We start from the raw sequence: 17,749 nt of genomic DNA on the forward strand, positions 1-17,749 counted from the left end.
GTTTTCTTTGTCTGGCGCGTGTTTGCACGATTGTCGCGCCGCGCGCGAGGTGGATTGGCGCGCTTCGCAAGCGCTGGCCGATGACATTTCGCAGCCAAAACCGGCACGCGCGAAATTTTCGTTGCAACACCCCCTTGATCCAGTCGAGTGTCATCGCGACGCCGCATCACGGGTCCACGCGCCTTCGAGTCAAAGGATTTTCTGGAGCAGGGCATGACGACACAGGATCGTCGCAGTTTCATTCGCACGATGATGGCGACCGCGGGTGCCGCGGCCAGTCTCACGCCCTCGATCGCGCGCGCGCTGGAGATTCCCGCCGATCGCCGCACCGGCACGCTGAAGGACGTCGACCATGTCGTGATCCTCACCCAGGAGAATCGCGCCTTCGACCATTATTTCGGCACGATGCGCGGCGTCCACGGCTTTGGCGACCGCTTCGCCCTCCCCGCGCCGCCGCTGCCCGGCGCGCCCGACCGCACCGTCCTGCTCCAGCCGAACGAGCATAGCGGCGTCGAGCCGGCGTTCGTCGCGCCCTTCCGGCTCGATACCGCCACCGATTTCCGGCTCTACCGCCCGCTGGGGACCCCGCATGGCTTCACCGACAGCCAGGCGGCATGGGACAATGGCCGGATGGGCGCGTGGACTCGTGCCAAGCACAACCACGCGATGGCGCATTTCACCCGCGAGGACCTGCCCTTCCAATATGCCCTCGCCGAGGCGTTCACGCTGTGCGACGCCTATCATTGCGCGCTGCACCTGAGCACCAATCCCAACCGGCTCTATATCTGGACGGGCACGCATGATCCCATGGCGCGCGCTAATGGTCCGGCGATCGACAATGGCTATGACAGCCTTAAGGCCGATCCGCGCGGGCATGGCGGCTATCTGTGGACGACCTATCCCGAACGGCTGATGGCCGCGGGCATCGGCTTCCAGATCTATCAGGACATGGCCGATAATTTCGACGACAACCCGCTCGTCGGCTTCCGCCGCTATCGCGAGGCGCAGCGCAGTCGCACGGGCGCCGCAGCGCTGCTCGCGCAGCGGACGATGGCGACGCGCTCGCTCGACGACCTGCGGCAGGATGTCCGCGACCGGAAGCTGCCAGCGGTGTCGTGGATCGTCGCGCCCGCCGCGCTGTCCGAACACCCCAGCGTCTCCACCCCGCTCCAGGGCGGCGACTATACCGCACGGGTGCTCGACGCGCTCACCGCCAATCCCGAAGTCTGGGCGCGGACCGTGCTGCTGATCAATTTCGACGAGAATGACGGGCTGTTCGACCATGTCCCCCCGCCGGCACCCCCGGCGATCGTCTCCGGGCGCAGCATCGGCGCGACCAGCATCGCGGCGGACGACGAATATCATCGCCATTCGCAGGCGCCCACCGACGCGGTGTACCTCAACCGCCCCTATGGGCTCGGCCCCCGTGTCCCGCTCTATGTGATCTCGCCGTGGAGCAAGGGCGGGCATGTCGCGTCGGAGGTGTTCGACCACACCAGCGTGCTGCGCTTCCTCGAGGCCCGGTTCGGCGTCCGCGAGCCCAATATCAGCGCCTGGCGCCGCGCAGTGTGCGGCGACCTCACCTCCTGCTTCGATTTCCGCGCGCCCGACACCGTCGATTTCATGGCGACGCTCCCCGCCACCGCCGCGCTGTCCGCGCGCGCGGCGAGCCTGAAGGGCATCCAGCCGCCGCTTCCCGATGCACTGAAGGCTCCCGTGCAGGAAACCGGGCTGCGCAGGCGACGCGCGACGCCCTACGCCCTCGACGCCCGGCTGCGCGGTGCGGCGCTGGCGTTCGCGAACCACTCGGCCGAGCGGGCAGCGGTGTTCCACGTCTATGACGTCGCACGCCTGGAAGCGGAGCCCGCGCGCTACACCGTGGGCGCCGGCAAGGAACTGGCCCACCCGCTTGCCCCGTCGGACACGCCGATCGATTTGTTCGTGCTCGGCCCCAATGGCTTCCACCGCCGCCTGACCGGGCGGAGCGACCGCTTCTCGGTGGGGATTACGAGCGGGAAAGCTGTCGCCGCCACGCTCCACGTCGCGAACCGCACCTCGGCTCCGCTGACGCTGGCGATGACCGACTGCGCCTATGGCGGATCGCCCGAGACGATCACCCTGGCCGCCGGGGCGACGCGCCGCATCACGCTGGACCTGACGAAGAGCCATGGCTGGTACGACCGGCAATTCGCGGGCGCCGGGCAGGTCTGGCGGATGGCGGGGCATGTCGAGGACGGCAAGCCCTCCTATTCGGACCCCGCCGCGGGCGGCAGCGGCCCCCTGCGGCTGGGCGCGCCCGCCTGACGTCTCACACCGTCCAGATCAGCAGATTCCCCAGGATCACCAGCGCACAGGCGAACATCAGCCCACCCTTCTGCCGGTCTCCCCCGCGCCAGGTGCGGACCGCGCCCCAGACCAGCACGGCGATCGCCGCGACGACGAGGCTCAGCATCAGCGGGTTGAGCGATGCATCGATCATCGCACCGCGACCCAAACGAGCGCGACGATCGCCACGCCCACGCCCGCGAAGCCCGCCACCACCTTGGGCTCGCCGCGATAGATCAGCCGCAGGAAATACCAGAGGAACAGCCCCACCCCGCGCGTCGCGACGCTCAATATGTTGGCCAGCACGGCGCCTGCGCGGTTCGCCATTTTCAGTCCTTCGATCCCAGGACGCGGGCATAGGCGTCCGGGTCCGCATTGCCCCCCGACAGGATCACGAGCAACCCCGGCTCGACCGCAACCTTGCCCGCGAGCAACGCCGCCAGCGCGACGGCGCCCCCCGGTTCGACCACCAGCCGCAGCTTCGCCGCGGCCCAGCGCTGCGCCTCGCGCACCTCGGCCTCGCTCACTGCCACGCCCAATGCGCCCCGCCGCGACAGCACGTCGAAGGTGAGCGGCGAGACCAATTTGGTCTGGAGCGCGTCGCACGCGGTCGGCGGCGGGTTGTCGCCCACCGGCTCGATCCATCCGGCCTCCAGGCTGCGGCGCATATCGTCCCAGCCCTCGGGCTCGACCACGACCATCTCCGCCTCGGGCAGCGCGATCGCGAGCCCGGCGGCCAGCCCGCCGCCGCCGCACGGCACGATCACCCGCGCCGGATCGGGCAGCTTCGCCTCGATCATCTGCGACATCGCCTCGATCCCGGCAGTGCCCTGCCCCTCGATCACCCAGGGATCGTCGAAGCTGGGGACCAGCACGGCGCCGCGCGCATGCGCCAGATGCGCGGCGATCTTCTCCCGGCTCTCGGTCGCGCGGTCGTATCGGACGACCTCGGCGCCCATCGCCAGCGTCGCCTCCAGCTTCGTGCGCGGCGCGTCGGACGGCATCACGATCACCGCGGGAATGCCCAGCCGCCGCGCCGCCCATGCGACTCCCTGCGCATGATTGCCCGACGAGAAGGCGACCACCCCCCGTTCGCGCGCGGCATCGTCGAGCGCGGTCAGCCGGTGCCATGCGCCGCGAATCTTGAACGCGCCGACGGGCTGCAGCGATTCCGCCTTGAACACCACCGGAATCCCGCGAAATTCTGTAATGAAAATAGGAGTTTGCGGCAGGATCGCTGCAATCTTCGCGGCCGCGTCGCGAACTCCGGCCCGCGTAGGTTGTCGCACAATCGTCACATATCGCCCCTGCTGTAGTTTTCCGGGTCTCGAATCGCTTTACACAGGGGAACCTCGCCCTTATGTGCCGCCTTCCGCTGCCCCATGGGACTTCCAACCGCAAGGCAGCTTTTGTCAACGACTCGCCGTCAGGCACTTGGAGGTCCCTTGAGTTGCACAAGCATCATCGCGCGCTGGGGTTAGCTGGTCCCCTTTCGAACGCCGTTCGCGGCATCGACATCGCCAATCAGCGTCCGGTTCAGCCGGTTACGTTGACGCGTCCGCATGCGGCATCCCGCGCCGCCCGGTTCTTCGCAGAGAAGTTCCCGGGTCGCTCGATGTATGCTGTTAAAGCCAATCCCTCGCCGGATCTGCTTCAGATCCTGTGGGAGAGCGGAATCACGCATTACGACGTTGCATCGATCGCCGAGGTTCGGCTGGTCGCGACGACGCTTCCCGACGCGACCCTGTGCTTCATGCACCCGGTCAAGGCCGAGGAAGCGATCGCCGAGGCTTATTTCGATCACGGCGTCCGCGTGTTCAGCCTGGATTCGCTGGAAGAGCTGGAAAAGATCGTCGCCGCCACCAACGGCGCGACCGATCTGACGCTGTGCGTCCGGCTGCGGGTCTCGTCCGATCATTCGAAGCTCAGCCTCGCGTCGAAATTCGGCGTCGGCCCCGGCGAATCGAAGGAATTGCTGATCGCAGCGCGACAGGTCGCCGATGCCCTCGGCATCTGCTTCCATGTCGGCAGCCAGGCGATGTCGCCCGAAGCCTATGCGAACGCGATGGAGCGCGTGCGTGCGGCGATCGTCGACGCGGGCGTTACCGTGGACGTGATCGACGTCGGCGGCGGCTTCCCGTCGAGCTATCCCGGCATGGAGCCCCCGCCGCTCGAGCGCTATTTCGCGACGATCCACCGCGCGTTCGAAAGCCTGCCGGTCAGCTATTCGTCCGAACTCTGGTGCGAGCCCGGTCGCGCGCTGTGCGCCGAGTACAGCTCGATCGTAGTGCGCGTCGAGCGTCGCCGCGGGTCCGAACTGTACATCAACGACGGCGCCTATGGCGCGCTTTTCGATGCGGCGCATATCGGCTGGCGTTTCCCGGTCGAGCTGCTGCGCGAGCCCGATTCGAACGCGAAGGACATGGAGTTCAGCTTCTATGGCCCGACCTGCGACGATATGGACCATATGGCAGGCCCGTTCCTGCTCCCGGCGGACATCCGCGCGGGGGACTATATCGAAATCGGGATGCTCGGCGCCTATGGCTCGGCGATGCGCACTGCGTTCAACGGCTTCGGGTCGGACCGGACGGTGATCGTCGGCGACGAACCGATGGTCTCGCTCTATGTCGCGGACGATACGGAACAGGCCCGGCCCTCGAACGTCGTCAAGCTGTAACGCTAACCCGTCATCCCGGCGGAAGCCGGGACCTCAGGCCGCAGAGACCTTCTCGCGGCACGAGGTCCCGGCCTTCGCCGGGATGACGGCGTTATACGGGTTTCCGCGTCCCCAATCGAATGACGGCGGCTAAGTGAAGATGGGGAACCCCATGACCGACACTCTCGTACCCAATGACACCCGCAAGGCGGAGCTGCTCTCGAAGCAGGTCAAGCATATCGACATCACCAGCTTCGACGCGCGCCCGATCGTCGATGCGATGAGCGACATGAGCTTCACCAGCCGCGACCTCGGCCGCGCGACCAAGATCTATAACGACATGCTGGCCGACAAGGACTGCACGGTCGTGCTGGTCATCGCCGGCTCGACCTCGGCGGGCGGCTGCATGGACCTGTATGCGGAGCTGATCCGCAACAACATGGTCGACGTCGTCGTCGCCACCGGCGCGACCATCGTCGACATGGATTTCTTCGAAGGGCTCGGCCACAAACATTATCAGGCGCTCGAAGTGCCCGATGACGACACGCTGCGCTCGCTGCTGATCGACCGCATCTATGACACGTACATCGACGAGGAAGAGCTTCAGCACGTCGACCACACGATCTTCGAGATCGCCGAGACGCTGGAGCCCAAGGCTTATTCGAGCCGCGCATTCATCCGCGAAATGGGCAAATATCTGGTCGAGCACGGCAAGAAGGACAACAGCCTGGTCAAGCTCGCCTATGAGCATGACGTGCCGATCTTCTGCCCGGCATTCGTCGACAGCTCGGCGGGTTTCGGGCTCGTCAAGCACCAGGTCGATTCGGTGAAGGCCGGCAAGCCGTACATGGTGCTCGACGCGATCGCCGACTTCCGCGAACTGACCGACATCAAGATCAAGGCGGGCACCACCGGCCTGCTGATGATCGGCGGCGGCGTACCGAAGAACTTCATCCAGGACACCGTCGTCTGCGCCGAAATCCTCGGCCATGACGATGTCGAAGTGCACAAGTACGCGGTCCAGATCACCGTCGCCGACGTCCGCGACGGCGCCTGCTCGTCCTCGACGCTCCAGGAAGCGGCGAGCTGGGGCAAGGTCAACACCGGCATCGAGCAGATGGTGTTCGCCGAAGCCGGCTCGGTGATGCCGCTGCTGGCATCCGACGCCTATCATCGCGGCCACTGGAAGGACCGTGCCAAGCGCGGCTGGGCGAAGCTCTTCGCCTGAGCCGCACAGGGCGAGCCACGCTCGCCCTGAGACGGCGAAGGCCGGCCGGCGCGGCAACGCCGCGTCCGACGTCGCGGGATTAACTCCCGCGACGGCCTATCCGGAAAAACGAAACGGCCGAGGAGCAATCCCCGGCCGTTTTGTTGTGTCGAAGGGCGCGCGTCAGATCCCGTCGCGGAAATGCCCTGCCGGGCGCGTCGGCCCCGGCAATGCCTTGCTCGCGCAGAGTCGCTCAGATCCGCCCAGACAGATCTGGCAGCCACGGCTGGTGGCGATCCCGTTGGAAAGCTGGGCGAACATTTGCAGCGCCTGCGGACTGGTCAGTGCATCGTGCAGGTTGCCGCCGAAATCGGCCAGCGAACCAAAGGTCGCCGTGCCGTTGAGGTCGAGGCAGCATATGCCTAGCCGCCCGGTCGCGAAGACCGCGAGCGAAGGTGCGGCGGTGAACCCACAGCTCTGGCTCGTCACCAGCTTGCGCTCGACCGCCCAGCGCGGATCATATTCGAGCAGAAGATTGGCATAGGTGCCGACCGGACGCGCCGACATGAATGCCATCTGGGTAACGCCCATGGTGTCGCGCCAGGTGAGAATGGGCATGGGCGTGCTGTCCCCCTGCACCGATTCGGCAAAGGCGGCGAATATGGCTGCATCGCTGTTGCGGTGCGATTGCGCGCAGGCCTCGGGCGGGGCGCTTGCCGCGATGGTCGCGGCAATGGCCTCCCATTTGCGGATATGGGCGAGCATCCGTTCGGGCCGGTCGGGAAAGGCCCGGCGGGTGACGGCATCGACCCGCTGGTCCTCGGCGCCGTTCGAGACCATCTGATACAGCCGAAGATGCGAGGGCGCACGCTCGTTTACCATCTGGTGTAACAGCGCCGACACCCGCGTCACCAGCGTTTCGTAATCACCGATCTTGTGGCTGCGGGTGGCCTCATAGGATTCCTGGCTGTCATTGTGCAGCGATATGGCGATACCCGAAGGATAGTTGTTCGAAAGCTGTTTCAGCTTCTTGTCGACCAGCGTCATGCCATGCGTCGTGAAGAAGGTGGGGAATGGCAGCTTGCGCTCGCGGATATAGGCAAGGATTTCGGCGATGTTCGGGTGCAGCAGCGGCTCGCCATAGGCATTGAGCTGCATTGATCCGACATTCAGCGTGTCCGCAGTTGGTCGATCAGGTCCTTGATCTGCGGGAGCGGCAGCCAGGTGCGCGCGTCCTCGCGGAACATGTCGGGGCAGAAGGTGCATTTCTGGTTGCAGTGATTGGTGATCTCCAGCCACACGATGTCGACATGCGGCTTGCCGCCGCGCATCGGATATCCGGTGACGGCGCGCGCGGCGGCAGGGGCGCCAAGGCTCCGCAAATACGCCACCGCAGCATCGGCCTCCGCCGGGTCCAGAAACGGCAGACTGCCCTCGATCGTCCGCGCCGCGAGGGCATCGGCCGCCGCCGCAGTAACGCCGGGTGCAGCCGCAAATGCCCACCGCATCCGATCGGTGCGCAGGGCTCCCAATGTGCCCCGCGCCGCATGAACGGCGACCAGCAGCGCCAGATCGGGTGCCAGATCGCTCTTGTCGCCATCGGACGATGGCAGGGACAATGCAGCGCCCGCCGCTCTGCCCGCCGCCGCGATGTCGCCGGCGTCGAGCGCGAAACGGAGCCGGGCGCGGTGGGCGGAGATGTCGAGCGGAGCGGCGTCGATGCCGGCGACCGCCGCATCGGCATCCGCAAATCCCAGCACGGCAGGCGCAAGATGCGCGCCCATTGCCGGCACACAGCCCGCCCAGCGGCACCGCGCCACCCAGGCGGCATGATCCAGCGCCGGGCTGGTCCCGATCGTGCGCGCCTGGCTGAGCAGCAACGCTGCCTGTTCATGGCTGCCCGCCGCAGAAAGCAGCCCGAGCAGCGACAACAGCCCGATTTCGTTGATCACGCTCACGTCGCGGGGTCCGTCGCCAAAGGCGCCCTCCAGCGTCAGATCGAACATCACTGCGGCGAGTTCGCGAGGCAGAGTGGCGAGGGCCGCATAGGCCGCAGTCGATCGCGCATCGGCACGAAACGCAGACAGCAACGTGCCGACACAGCGCGCGAGAAGCGGCGTGATCTGCGCAATCTGCTCGGGCGTGCAGGACTCGAACGGGGCAAGCACGGTGCCCACCGCCCCGATACCTTCCGCCTGAAGCACCTCCTGCGCCAACGCGATCGCTTCGGCCAGATCGACAGGACCCGCTAGCGGGAATAAGGTGTTCTCGCGCATAGGTTTTTCTCGCTGGACCATGGCGCAGCAAGCGCCAGGGTTTTGCCAGCGCACCGTGCCCTGGCTCTGACCATTATGGCGCCGACCCGGCAAAGCGCGGGGCCTTGCCGGGTTTTGGCGATCCAAGGATCCGCAGCGAACCTGTGCTCAGCCCTCCCGCGTTGCCTTCGCAAACGCATTCAACTGCCCCAATGTCTCGTCGAACCGCCCCTCGCGCTCGGCATTGCGCAGGAACTTGACCCCCTCGACCAGAACCTCGCCCGGCGTCGGCGACTGGCCAAACAGCCCCAGCACCTCATCCGCGAAGGAATCGAGCGGCTGGTATCCCTCGCGCTGGCTCTGCCCCGGCGTGAGTTCGGTCTGCACCGCAGGCGGCGCAAGCTCGATCACTTCGACGCGCCCTTCCAGCGCGGTCCGCAGCGCGATGGTGTAGCTGTGCATCGCCGCCTTGGTCGCGTTATAGGTCGGCGTCACCACCAGCGGCACGAACGCCAGCCCCGAGGTGACATTGACGATCGCCGCATCGGCGGTCGCCACCAGATGATCGACCAGCGCGTCGGTCAGCCGGATCGGCCCGAGCAAATTGGTGGTGATGATCGCCTCGGCATCGCCCAGGTCGCGCTTCGTATCCAGCGGCTCGAAGCGCATGATCCCCGCGTTGTTGACCAGCACATTCAGCCCCGGATGCGCGTCCAGCAGCCGCGCGGCAAAATCCGCCACGCCGCTCGCGCTTTCCACGTCGAGCGTCATCGCATGCATATTCTGCCGCCCCGCGCACGCCGCCTCCAGCGCCTCGATCCGCCGCCCCGCGACGATCACGCTGTTCCCCGCATCGTGCCAGCGCTGCGCGAGCGCCGCGCCGATCCCCGATCCGCCGCCGGTGATCAGGATGGTGTTGCCCTTGGTCTTCATACGCGTCTCCGTCGGTTTGATGATGGCGACGATTTAATCCGACGGTCTCCTGGCGTAAGAAGGCACCGGAAAGATTTATACGCACCCGAAAGAGAGTGATGGCGACCCAGACCCCCCACCCGCCCTGGCCGACCGAACCCGATCCGCGCGTCGACGCGCTGGTGACCGAAGTCATCGGGCGCATCGCCGACAAGTGGACGATGCTGATCCTCGACCTGCTCGCCGAACAGGGCGAGATGCGCTTCACCCGGATCGGCCGCGAAGTCGAAGGGATCAGCCAGAAAATGCTGACCCAGACGCTGCGCCAGATGGAGCGCGACGGGCTGGTCATCCGCACCATTCATCCGGTGATTCCGCCCCGCGTCGAATATCGGCTGACCGATCTGGGGTTCACGCTGGGCGAGGCGTTTTGCGGCGTGTGGCATTGGGCGAAGGACAATCTGGAGCGGATCGACACCGCGCGCGTTGCGTTCGACGCCCGCACCACCAGGAACACGCCCGAATGACTCCCGAAACGCTCCCGCTCGATCGCCGAACATTGCTGGGCGGCGCGATCGGGGCCGCGATGATACCCCTCGCCGCCCGCGCTGCGGCATGGCCCCCCGCCGAGCAGTTCGCGCTCTGGCCGGGCACGCCCCCCGGCGGCGCGACGGCCCCTGCCACTGCGCGCGCGCCGATCGTCGGCGTATACCGCGCCACCCGCCCCGATGGTCGCGCGGTTCTGTCGATCCCCGGCGGCGGCTATGGCTTTGTCTCGGTCGGCAATGAGGGGAGCGATGTCGCGGCGGCGCTCAACCCGCTCGGGATTACGGTGTTCGTGCTCAACTACCGGTTGCCGGGCGAAGGCTGGGCGCGGCGCTGGGACGTGCCGTTGCAGGATGCCCAGCGCGCGATGCGGCTGATCCGCGCCCGCGCGGCGACCTGGGCGATCGATCCGGCGCGGCTCGGCATCCTTGGCTTCTCGTCGGGCGGGCACCTCGGGGCGGATCTTGCAGTGGCGCATGACGATCGCGTCTACGATCCCGTCGATGCTGCCGACGCGCTCCCCGCCCGCCCCTTTTATGCCGGGCTGGTGTATCCCGTCGTCGATTTCGCCACGGCAGGCCCCAACAGCCGCTCGGCAAGCGGGCTGCTGGGCGAGCATCGCGATCCCGCGATCATCGCCCGCCACACCCCGCTGGCGCGCGTGACCGCGGCCACGCCGCCCGTGTTCCTGCTCCATGCGATGGACGACGGCACGGTGCCGGTGACGCAGAGCCTCGCGATGATCGATGCCTGCCGCCGGGCGCAGGTGCCGGTCGAGGCGCATCTGATCGAGCGCGGCGGGCACGGCTTCGGCGCGGCGCAGCTTCCCGTCGACGCGCCCGGACGGAACTGGCTCGATGTCTTCGCGCGCTGGACCGCAACTCGCTGAAGGAACGCCCGCGATGCTCAAGCCCCTGCTCTGCCTGCTCGCGCTCTCAGTCGCCGCGCCCGCGCTGGCGCAGGGCGCATCCGATCGCGCACCGGGCGAGGCGCGAAAGACCGTCTCCGCCCCCGCGCTGGTCGCGCGCTATGGCCCCGACTCGCTCCAGCATGGCGAGTTGCGCCTCCCCGCGGGCAAGGGCCCCTTCCCCGTCGCGGTGGTGATCCATGGCCGCTGCTGGCTGTCGACGATGGGGAATGCCAGCGGCACCGCAGCGCTCGCCGATGCGCTCACCGCCCGCGGGATCGCGACGTGGAACCTCGAATATCGCCGGCTGGGCGATGCCGGGGGCGGCTATCCGGGCAGCTTCGACGACATCGCCGCCGGGATCGACCATCTCCGCACGCTCGCCGACACCCAGCCGCTCGACCTCAAGCGCATGGTCCTCGTCGGCCACGCATCGGGCGCGCACCTTGCGCTCTGGGCGGCGTCGCGGCCCCGGCTGGGGGGTGCGGTGGGCGCCGATCCGCTGATCCCGCGCTCGGTCGTCGCGATCGACGGACCGGGCGCGCTCGCCCCGCTGATCGGCCCCGATGCCGAGCGTTGCGGACAGCCGGTGATCGTCCGCTTCATGGGCGGCACCCCCGCCGAGCGACCCGAGGCCTATGCCTTTGCGACGCCGCAGGACCATCTGCCGCTGGGCGTACCGCAGTTTATGATAGTCGGTGACCGCGGCGCCCTGATCGAACGCTATGTAGCGGCGGCGCGCGCGGCGGGGGACGCCGTGACGGTGCTCACGCCCGGCGGCGGCGACCATTTCAACGTCATCGCCCCCGCTACGCCACAGGGCCGCGACGTGATCGACTTCATCGTGCGCCAGGCCCTGCCCCGCTAAGCGCAGCCGCGAAACCCGTTGCGTTTGCGCACCGATCGCCGCAGGCTCTCCGAAACTGGGGAGGAACGACGATGCACAGCGCAATACTGGCTCCGGTAGTGGCGCTCGTCGCCTGGTCGCTGGTCATGCTGCTCTGGATGATGGCGATCCGCTTGCCCGCGCTCAAAAAGGCCGGGATCGACATGTCCAAGGCCCGCGGCGGTCGCCCCGGCATCCTCGACACGATGCTCGACGAACGCGCCCAATGGCCCGCGCATAATTACATCCACCTGATGGAGCAGCCGACGCTGTTCTACGCCATTGCCCTGACGCTGGCGCTGCTCGGCGCCGGAAACGGCATCAATGCGTGGATCGCCTGGGCCTATGTCGCGCTGCGGATCGCGCACAGCCTCTGCCAGGCGACCTTCAACCGGGTTGCAGTGCGCTTCCCACTGTTCGTGCTCTCCACCTTCGCGCTGATGGCGCTGACGCTGCACGCGGGGCTCACCTTGCTGCACCACGCCTAGCAGGGTCGGACACGCGGCGCTGTCCCCCGACCCCGCGGGTGCTACAAGGCCGCATGACCGAACCCGCGCTGCCGCTGCTCTATGCCCAACATCTCGCGCGCGACCGGCGGCGTTCGGCGCATACCGTGCGCGCCTATGAAGCGACCGCGGTGCGGCTGGTCGCCTTCCTCCAGGCGCATTGGGGCGCGCCCGCCACCCCCGCGACGCTGGCGGCGATCTCCACCGCGGATCTGCGCGCCTTCCTTGCGCATCGCCGGAACGAAGGGCTGGGGAATGCTTCGGCGGCGCGCGAGCTGTCGGCGGTGCGCGGCTTCCTGAAGTTCGCCGCGGGCGATGCCGCGGAACTGCCCCGGCTGCGCGGCCCCCGCGTCAAACGGGGCGTGCCGCGCCCAATCTCCCCCGCCGAGGCCGTCGCGCTGGCGGAGACCGTGGCGGAGGAGGCCAGCGAGCCCTGGATCGCCGCGCGCGACTGGGCGGTTCTGCTGCTGCTCTACGGTGCCGGGCTCCGCATCGGAGAGGCTGCGGGGCTGACCGGCGCGGTGCTGCCGCTCGGCGACACGCTGCGCGTCACCGGGAAGCGCGACAAGACCCGCAACGTGCCGCTGCTGCCGCAGGTCCGCGCCGCGATCGAAGCCTATGTCTCCGCCAGCCCCTGGGGCGTGGCGCGCGATGCGCCGCTGTTCCGCGGGGCGAAGGGTGGGCCGATGCCACCGGGCGCGATCCGCAAGGCAGTGCGCGCGGCCCGCACTGCGCTGGGGCTGTCCGACCGGACGACGCCGCACGCGCTCCGCCACAGTTTCGCGACGCATCTGCTCGGGCGCGGCGCCGATCTGCGCGCGCTCCAGGAGTTACTCGGCCATGCCAGCCTCAGCTCGACGCAGATCTATACCGCGGTCGATGCCGCGCATCTGCTCGACGTCTATCGCAACGCGCACCCGCGCGCCTGATCACCGCTGGTTGCGCGGTTTCCAGGTCAGGATGCGCCAGATATAGCCCGCCACTGCCAGCACCACGAACCCGATCACCAGCGGCGCGATCCAATGCTCGATCGTCTCGAACGTCGTGCCCAGATAATATCCGACCGCCACGAGGATGAAGTTCCACAGCGCGCTGCCCAGCGCGGTATAGGTGATGAAACGCCACAGCGGCATGTGCATCAGCCCGGCCGGAATCGAGATGACCGTGCGCCCGATCGGCATGAAGCGGAACACCAGCACCGTCACCCCGCCCCAGCGATCGAAATAGCGCCGCAGCCGCTCGATATCCTCCCACTCGATCGTCAGCCACCGGCCCCAGCGATCAACAGCGGGCTTGAGCCGGTGATAGCCCATCCGCCGCCCGACTTCCCACCAGAACAAATTGCCGACCACGCACCCCAGCGTGCCGACCAGCACGAGCAACGCAAAGTCCATCTTGCCCTGTGCGACGGCGATCCCGGCGATCCCCATGATCGCCTCGGACGGCACCGGGGGAATGACGTTTTCGAGCACCATCAGGAGGAAAATCCCCCAATAGCCCCAGTCGAGCCAATCGATCATGCCGCGACGATCAGGCGCGCGCGGCGATACGGGCCTCGATCGCGTCCCAGATGCGGGCGGCGGTGTCGGTGCCATTGAATGCATCGATTGCGACGATGCCGGTGGGGGAAGTCACATTGATCTCCGTCAGCCATTCACCGCCGATAACGTCGATCCCCACGAAAAGGAGCCCGCGCCGCTTCAATTCCGGTCCGAGCACCGCGCAAATCTCTGCCTCGCGCGCGGTCAGCTCGGTCTTGGCCGCCGATCCGCCCACCGCGAGGTTCGACCGGATCTCGCCTTCGCCGGGAATGCGGTTGATCGCGCCGCCGACTTCGCCGTCGATCAGCACGATCCGCTTGTCGCCCTGCGCGACCGAGGGGAGGAACGCCTGCACCATATGCGGCTCGCGATAGGCGGTGTTGAACACCTCGATCAGCGACGACAGGTTGGCGCCGTCGCTGCCGACCTTGAAGATCGCCTTGCCGCCATTGCCGTGGAGCGGCTTGACCACGATCTCGCCATGCTGCGCCAGGAACGCGCGCGCCTCGTCGATGCTGCGGGTGACGAGCGTCGGGGGCATGAACTGCGGATAATCGAGGACGAAGATTTTCTCCGGCGCGTTGCGGACGCTGGCGGGGTCGTTGACGACCAAAGTACGGTCGGCGATCCGCTCCAGCAGATGCGTCGCGGTGATATAGCCGAGGTCGAAGGGCGGGTCCTGCCGCATCAGCACGACATCGGCCTCTTCACCCAGATCGAGGCTGACCGGCGCCGCAAAGTCGAAATGATTGCCCGCCTCACGCCGCACCGTGACCGGATGCGCGCGCGCCCAGACACGGCCCGCGCTATAGTTCAGGTCCTCGGGCGCATAATGGAACAGCCGGTGCCCGCGCGCCTGTGCGGCGAGCATCAGCGCAAAGCTCGAATCGCCCGCTATGTTGATCTGGTCGAGCGGGTCCATCTGCACGGCGACGTTGAGCGACATTCGGCCTCCTGAGAAATGCCCTTAGGTGACTTATTCGAGTAAGTCACCCCATCCAGGCGTTCTCGATATGGCGAGGCGGCGTGCCCGGGGCAATGAGGATCACGTCGACCCGGATATCGTCGCCCGGCCCGGCATAGGTCGGCATCAAAACTTCGGCGGCAGCAGCCACCCGCGCGAGCCGCCGCTCATCGATCGCAAAGTCGAGCGCGCGCGCCGACGCCCGTGTCTTGACCTCGACAAACGCGACGATCGTGCCGCGCCGCACCACCAGATCGACTTCGCCCGCAGGGGTGCGGACCCGCCGGTCGAGGATTTTCCAGCCATTCAGCCACAACCACCACGCTGCCCGCCGCTCCCCATCGCGGCCACGCGTTTCCGCAGCGCGGCGGTCTGCTGATTTACGCATAAAGCCCTACTCGCGCCTGTGGATAACTATGGTTAGCATGGCGGTGCCGAGCTTTACGAGTCGGCTGTTTTGTTGCTGCCAGGGGGCTGGGGCATTTTCGATGGAATCGAACGAACGTTATTATCGGCGGCGAGCCGCACAGGAACTGGCAGCAGCGCGGCGCGCCGTGACCGCGCCGGCGATGCAGCGCCGTACCGCCATGGCCGAAAGCTTCCTGCGGCGGCTGTCCGAGCTGACGGGTGCGGATGAAACCCACCGCCTGGATAGCGAGACGGTTCAGGAATTCGCCTAGCCAGGCCAACATTCAGCGGTAGGGGCAGCGCCACCGCATTTGGACGAAAGCGCTCAATATTACTTCGTCATGCTGAACTTGTTTCAGCATCCACCGCGCCCCACGCACTGCACTCGCTTGTGGCGCGTTGGACCCTGAAACGAGTTCAGGGTGACGGGAAGTAAAGGAAGCAACGTCCAATTCATATTCAACACCCCTTCCCTCAGGGTGAGATTTTCAGCCCCACCCCTAAATGTCGATCCGCGCCAGGCCTGGTCTGGGCAACGTTCGCCACGTTCGCCCGCCGCTACTCCGCCTTCATCGCCATCGCGCGCGCATAAAGCGCCTTGCGGTCCAGCCCCAGCTTCTTCGCGACCTCTCCCGCCGCCTTGGCCGGGGGCAATCGGGTCAGCGCCTCGGCCAGCGCGGTATCGCCGTCCTCCGCCGTCGCGGGCGCGGCCTCGCCCGGCGGGGCTACGATGATAACGATCTCGCCCCTGGGCGGCGCATCGGCATAGCGCGCGGCAAGCTCGGTCAGCGTGCCGGTCACGCATTCCTCGAACTTCTTGGTGATCTCGCGCGCCACCGCCGCCTCACGGTCGCCCAGCCCCTCGGCCAGCGCCGCCAGCGCCGCGCCCAGCCGGGGGCCGGACTCATACAGGATCAGCGTCGCGCGGATCGCCGCGACCTCCGCAATCGCCTCGGCGCGGGCGTGGAGCTTCGACGGCAGGAAGCCGAGGAAAAAGAACCGATCGGTCGGCAACCCCGCCAGCGTCAGCGCGGCGACGGCGGCGCACGGGCCGGGGATCGTCGTCACGGTGTGCCCCGCCGCCCGCGCATCGCGCACCAGCTTGAACCCCGGATCGGAAATCAGCGGCGTCCCCGCATCGGACACCAAAGCCACCGCCTCGCTCGCCATCCGCGCGATCAGCCCGGGGCGCACGGCATCGGCATTATGGTCATGATAGGGCGTCATCCGCCCCTTCGCCCCCAGGTGGCGGAACAGCCCGGCTGTCACACGCGAGTCCTCAACCGCAACAATATCGGCGCTCAGCAGTATTTGCGAAGCGCGCGGGCTCAGATCACCGAGATTGCCGATCGGGGTGGCGACGATATAGAGGCCGGGCGCGAGAATATTGGTCATCGGGGAGAGTCATGGCAGACGGTGCAGTGCAACGGCAACGGGGACTGAAAAACATAGTCCGTTCCGCCGTCCTCGGAGCGACGCTTTTCCTGGCGGCGTGCGCCAGCGGCCCGCGCGTAATCCCCGAATCGCAACGCCCCGCGCCGGACACGCGTCCCGCGGCGCGTCCGCCGGTGCGCCCGATCTCGCCGGGCCTGCCCCAGGATGTCCAGCGCCACCGCATCGCGCTGCTGGTGCCGCTCACCGGCCCCAACGCCGGGGTCGGCCGCTCGCTCCAGAACGCCACGCAGCTCGCGATCCTCGATACCAAGAGCGATGCGATCCGCATCACCACCTATGACACCGGCGCCCCCGGTGGCGCGGCGGCGGCGGCGCAGCAGGCGATTGCCGAGGGCAACCGGCTGATCCTCGGGCCGCTGCTCGCCGAGGAAGCACGCGACGTCGCCCCGATCGCGAAGCGCTCGCGGGTGCCGGTCCTCAGCTTCTCGAACGACGTGACCGCGGCGGGCGGCGGCACCTTCGTCCTCGGCTATTCGCCTGCCCAGTCGATCGAGCGCGTAGTCAATTACGCCGCGCGCAGCGGGATCACCGATTTCGTCGGGCTGATGCCCGCGGGCGTCTATGGCGAGCGCGCCTCGACTCCGTTCCTGCGCGCGGTCGAGGAAGCGGGCGGCAAGGTGCTGACGCTCGAGACGTTCGACGGGCGCCCCGGCTCGCTGACCGCCGCAATCGCCAAGCTGGGGCGCTCGCCCTATCAGGCGATCCTGATCGCGGGCAGCGCCGAAAGCGCCGTGACCGCAGTCCCGCTCGTCCGCCGCTCGGCCAGCGGCAAGGGCGCGCGGCTGCTCGGCACCGAATTGTGGAACACCGATTCGGGGCTGGGCGCGAAAGCGGTGCTCAACGGCGCCTGGTTCGCCAGCGTGCCCGACAATTACTACCGCCAATATGCCGTAAAATACCGCGCCCGCTTCGGCGCCGCGCCCTATCGCCTGTCGACCCTGGGCTATGACGCCGTTCTGCTGACGGTGCGGATCGCCCGCGACTGGCGCCCCGGCGAAGAATTCCCCGCCGCCCGCCTGACCGACCGCGACGGTTTCGCCGGGCTCGACGGCGCCTTCCGCTTCGGCCGCGACGGCATCGCCGAACGCGCGCTGGAGGTGCAGGAGGTCAAGGGCGGCACCGTCGTGACGGTCTCCCCCGCCCCGGCGAATTTCGCGGGGAACTGAGGCAGGATGCCGATA

General features: G+C 67.6%; 20 protein-coding genes. 10 read left to right on the forward strand and 10 right to left on the reverse strand.

Annotated elements, in window-relative coordinates; all coding sequences use genetic code 11:
• Positions 1-213 precede the first annotated feature (213 nt).
• Positions 214-2,304: a phosphocholine-specific phospholipase C gene (locus TS85_RS12050; RefSeq protein ID WP_044332431.1), complete on the forward strand. Its 2,091-nt coding sequence runs from the start codon at positions 214-216 to the stop codon at positions 2,302-2,304.
• 4 nt (positions 2,305-2,308) lie between these two features.
• Here TS85_RS12050 and TS85_RS12055 read toward each other — a convergent pair whose 3' ends face one another.
• From TS85_RS12055 to TS85_RS12060, 3 genes are read right to left on the reverse strand one after another with little or no spacing between them, the layout of a single operon-like run.
• A complete protein-coding gene (locus TS85_RS12055; RefSeq protein ID WP_155006395.1) occupies positions 2,309-2,479 on the reverse strand; it encodes a hypothetical protein in 171 nt (56 codons plus the stop codon).
• Positions 2,476-2,652: a hypothetical protein gene (locus TS85_RS25860; RefSeq protein ID WP_173426227.1), complete on the reverse strand. Its 177-nt coding sequence runs from the start codon at positions 2,650-2,652 to the stop codon at positions 2,476-2,478. Before TS85_RS25860 ends, TS85_RS12055 begins: the two co-directional genes overlap by 4 nt.
• A 2-nt stretch (positions 2,653-2,654) precedes the next feature.
• Positions 2,655-3,623 carry a threonine ammonia-lyase gene (locus TS85_RS12060; protein WP_044332433.1) on the reverse strand — a complete coding sequence of 323 codons (969 nt, stop codon included), beginning with the start codon at positions 3,621-3,623 and terminating at the stop codon, positions 2,655-2,657.
• A gap of 152 nt (positions 3,624-3,775) precedes the next feature.
• Here TS85_RS12060 and TS85_RS12065 point away from each other — a divergent pair, with 152 nt between their 5' ends.
• Together TS85_RS12065 and TS85_RS12070 are read left to right on the forward strand one after the other, a co-directional pair.
• Positions 3,776-5,002 (forward strand): type III PLP-dependent enzyme, encoded by a 1,227-nt coding sequence (locus TS85_RS12065; RefSeq protein ID WP_077228582.1) that lies wholly within the window; start codon positions 3,776-3,778, stop codon positions 5,000-5,002.
• Positions 5,003-5,153: 151 nt separating this feature from the next.
• Positions 5,154-6,209, forward strand: a complete 1,056-nt coding sequence (locus TS85_RS12070) for a 1,9-bis(guanidino)-5-aza-nonane synthase (protein ID WP_044332437.1) — start codon at positions 5,154-5,156, stop codon at positions 6,207-6,209.
• A 162-nt stretch (positions 6,210-6,371) separates the two neighbouring features.
• Here TS85_RS12070 and TS85_RS12075 read toward each other — a convergent pair whose 3' ends face one another.
• From TS85_RS12075 to TS85_RS12085, 3 genes are all read right to left on the reverse strand, one after another.
• Positions 6,372-7,346, reverse strand: coding sequence for a radical SAM protein (locus tag TS85_RS12075; protein WP_044332439.1), 975 nt, complete (start codon positions 7,344-7,346; stop codon positions 6,372-6,374).
• A gap of 11 nt (positions 7,347-7,357) precedes the next feature.
• A complete protein-coding gene (locus TS85_RS12080; protein ID WP_044332442.1) occupies positions 7,358-8,464 on the reverse strand; it encodes a hypothetical protein in 1,107 nt (368 codons plus the stop codon).
• A 147-nt stretch (positions 8,465-8,611) separates the two neighbouring features.
• Positions 8,612-9,376 (reverse strand): SDR family oxidoreductase, encoded by a 765-nt coding sequence (locus TS85_RS12085; protein WP_044332444.1) that lies wholly within the window; start codon positions 9,374-9,376, stop codon positions 8,612-8,614.
• Between the two features lie 98 nt (positions 9,377-9,474).
• Here TS85_RS12085 and TS85_RS12090 point away from each other — a divergent pair, with 98 nt between their 5' ends.
• The 5 genes from TS85_RS12090 to TS85_RS12110 all read left to right on the forward strand — a co-directional run bounded on the left by TS85_RS12090 (position 9,475) and on the right by TS85_RS12110 (position 13,129).
• A complete protein-coding gene (locus TS85_RS12090; protein WP_044332447.1) occupies positions 9,475-9,882 on the forward strand; it encodes a winged helix-turn-helix transcriptional regulator in 408 nt (135 codons plus the stop codon).
• Positions 9,879-10,790, forward strand: coding sequence for an alpha/beta hydrolase (locus tag TS85_RS12095; protein WP_044332449.1), 912 nt, complete (start codon positions 9,879-9,881; stop codon positions 10,788-10,790). Before TS85_RS12090 ends, TS85_RS12095 begins: the two co-directional genes overlap by 4 nt.
• A 13-nt stretch (positions 10,791-10,803) precedes the next feature.
• Positions 10,804-11,676: an alpha/beta hydrolase family protein gene (locus TS85_RS12100; RefSeq protein WP_052507878.1), complete on the forward strand. Its 873-nt coding sequence runs from the start codon at positions 10,804-10,806 to the stop codon at positions 11,674-11,676.
• A 71-nt stretch (positions 11,677-11,747) separates the two neighbouring features.
• Positions 11,748-12,182 (forward strand): MAPEG family protein, encoded by a 435-nt coding sequence (locus TS85_RS12105; RefSeq protein ID WP_044332450.1) that lies wholly within the window; start codon positions 11,748-11,750, stop codon positions 12,180-12,182.
• Positions 12,183-12,235: 53 nt separating this feature from the next.
• Positions 12,236-13,129, forward strand: coding sequence for a tyrosine recombinase XerC (locus TS85_RS12110; RefSeq protein ID WP_044332451.1), 894 nt, complete (start codon positions 12,236-12,238; stop codon positions 13,127-13,129).
• Here TS85_RS12110 and TS85_RS12115 read toward each other — a convergent pair whose 3' ends face one another.
• Genes TS85_RS12115 through TS85_RS12125 form a run of 3 tightly spaced genes read right to left on the reverse strand, consistent with a single transcriptional unit; the run spans position 13,130 to position 15,093 of the window.
• Positions 13,130-13,720 carry a DedA family protein gene (locus TS85_RS12115; RefSeq protein ID WP_044332452.1) on the reverse strand — a complete coding sequence of 197 codons (591 nt, stop codon included), beginning with the start codon at positions 13,718-13,720 and terminating at the stop codon, positions 13,130-13,132.
• 10 nt (positions 13,721-13,730) lie between these two features.
• Positions 13,731-14,687, reverse strand: coding sequence for a glutathione synthase (gene gshB, locus TS85_RS12120; RefSeq protein ID WP_044332453.1), 957 nt, complete (start codon positions 14,685-14,687; stop codon positions 13,731-13,733).
• 43 nt (positions 14,688-14,730) lie between these two features.
• The gene (locus tag TS85_RS12125; protein ID WP_044332455.1) at positions 14,731-15,093 is read right to left on the reverse strand and encodes a YraN family protein; all 363 of its coding nucleotides are present in this window, start codon (positions 15,091-15,093) and stop codon (positions 14,731-14,733) included.
• Positions 15,094-15,193: 100 nt separating this feature from the next.
• On the opposite strand from TS85_RS12125, the gene TS85_RS12130 reads away from it, so the two are divergent.
• Positions 15,194-15,385, forward strand: coding sequence for a hypothetical protein (locus tag TS85_RS12130; protein ID WP_044332457.1), 192 nt, complete (start codon positions 15,194-15,196; stop codon positions 15,383-15,385).
• A 286-nt stretch (positions 15,386-15,671) separates the two neighbouring features.
• Here TS85_RS12130 and rsmI read toward each other — a convergent pair whose 3' ends face one another.
• Positions 15,672-16,508, reverse strand: coding sequence for a 16S rRNA (cytidine(1402)-2'-O)-methyltransferase (gene rsmI, locus TS85_RS12135; protein ID WP_044332459.1), 837 nt, complete (start codon positions 16,506-16,508; stop codon positions 15,672-15,674).
• 11 nt (positions 16,509-16,519) lie between these two features.
• On the opposite strand from rsmI, the gene TS85_RS12140 reads away from it, so the two are divergent.
• Positions 16,520-17,734 carry a penicillin-binding protein activator gene (locus TS85_RS12140; RefSeq protein WP_052507879.1) on the forward strand — a complete coding sequence of 405 codons (1,215 nt, stop codon included), beginning with the start codon at positions 16,520-16,522 and terminating at the stop codon, positions 17,732-17,734.
• Positions 17,735-17,749: the final 15 nt, after the last annotated feature.

This window comes from Sphingomonas hengshuiensis (assembly GCF_000935025.1).
Classification (GTDB): Bacteria; Pseudomonadota; Alphaproteobacteria; order Sphingomonadales; family Sphingomonadaceae; genus Sphingomonas; species Sphingomonas hengshuiensis.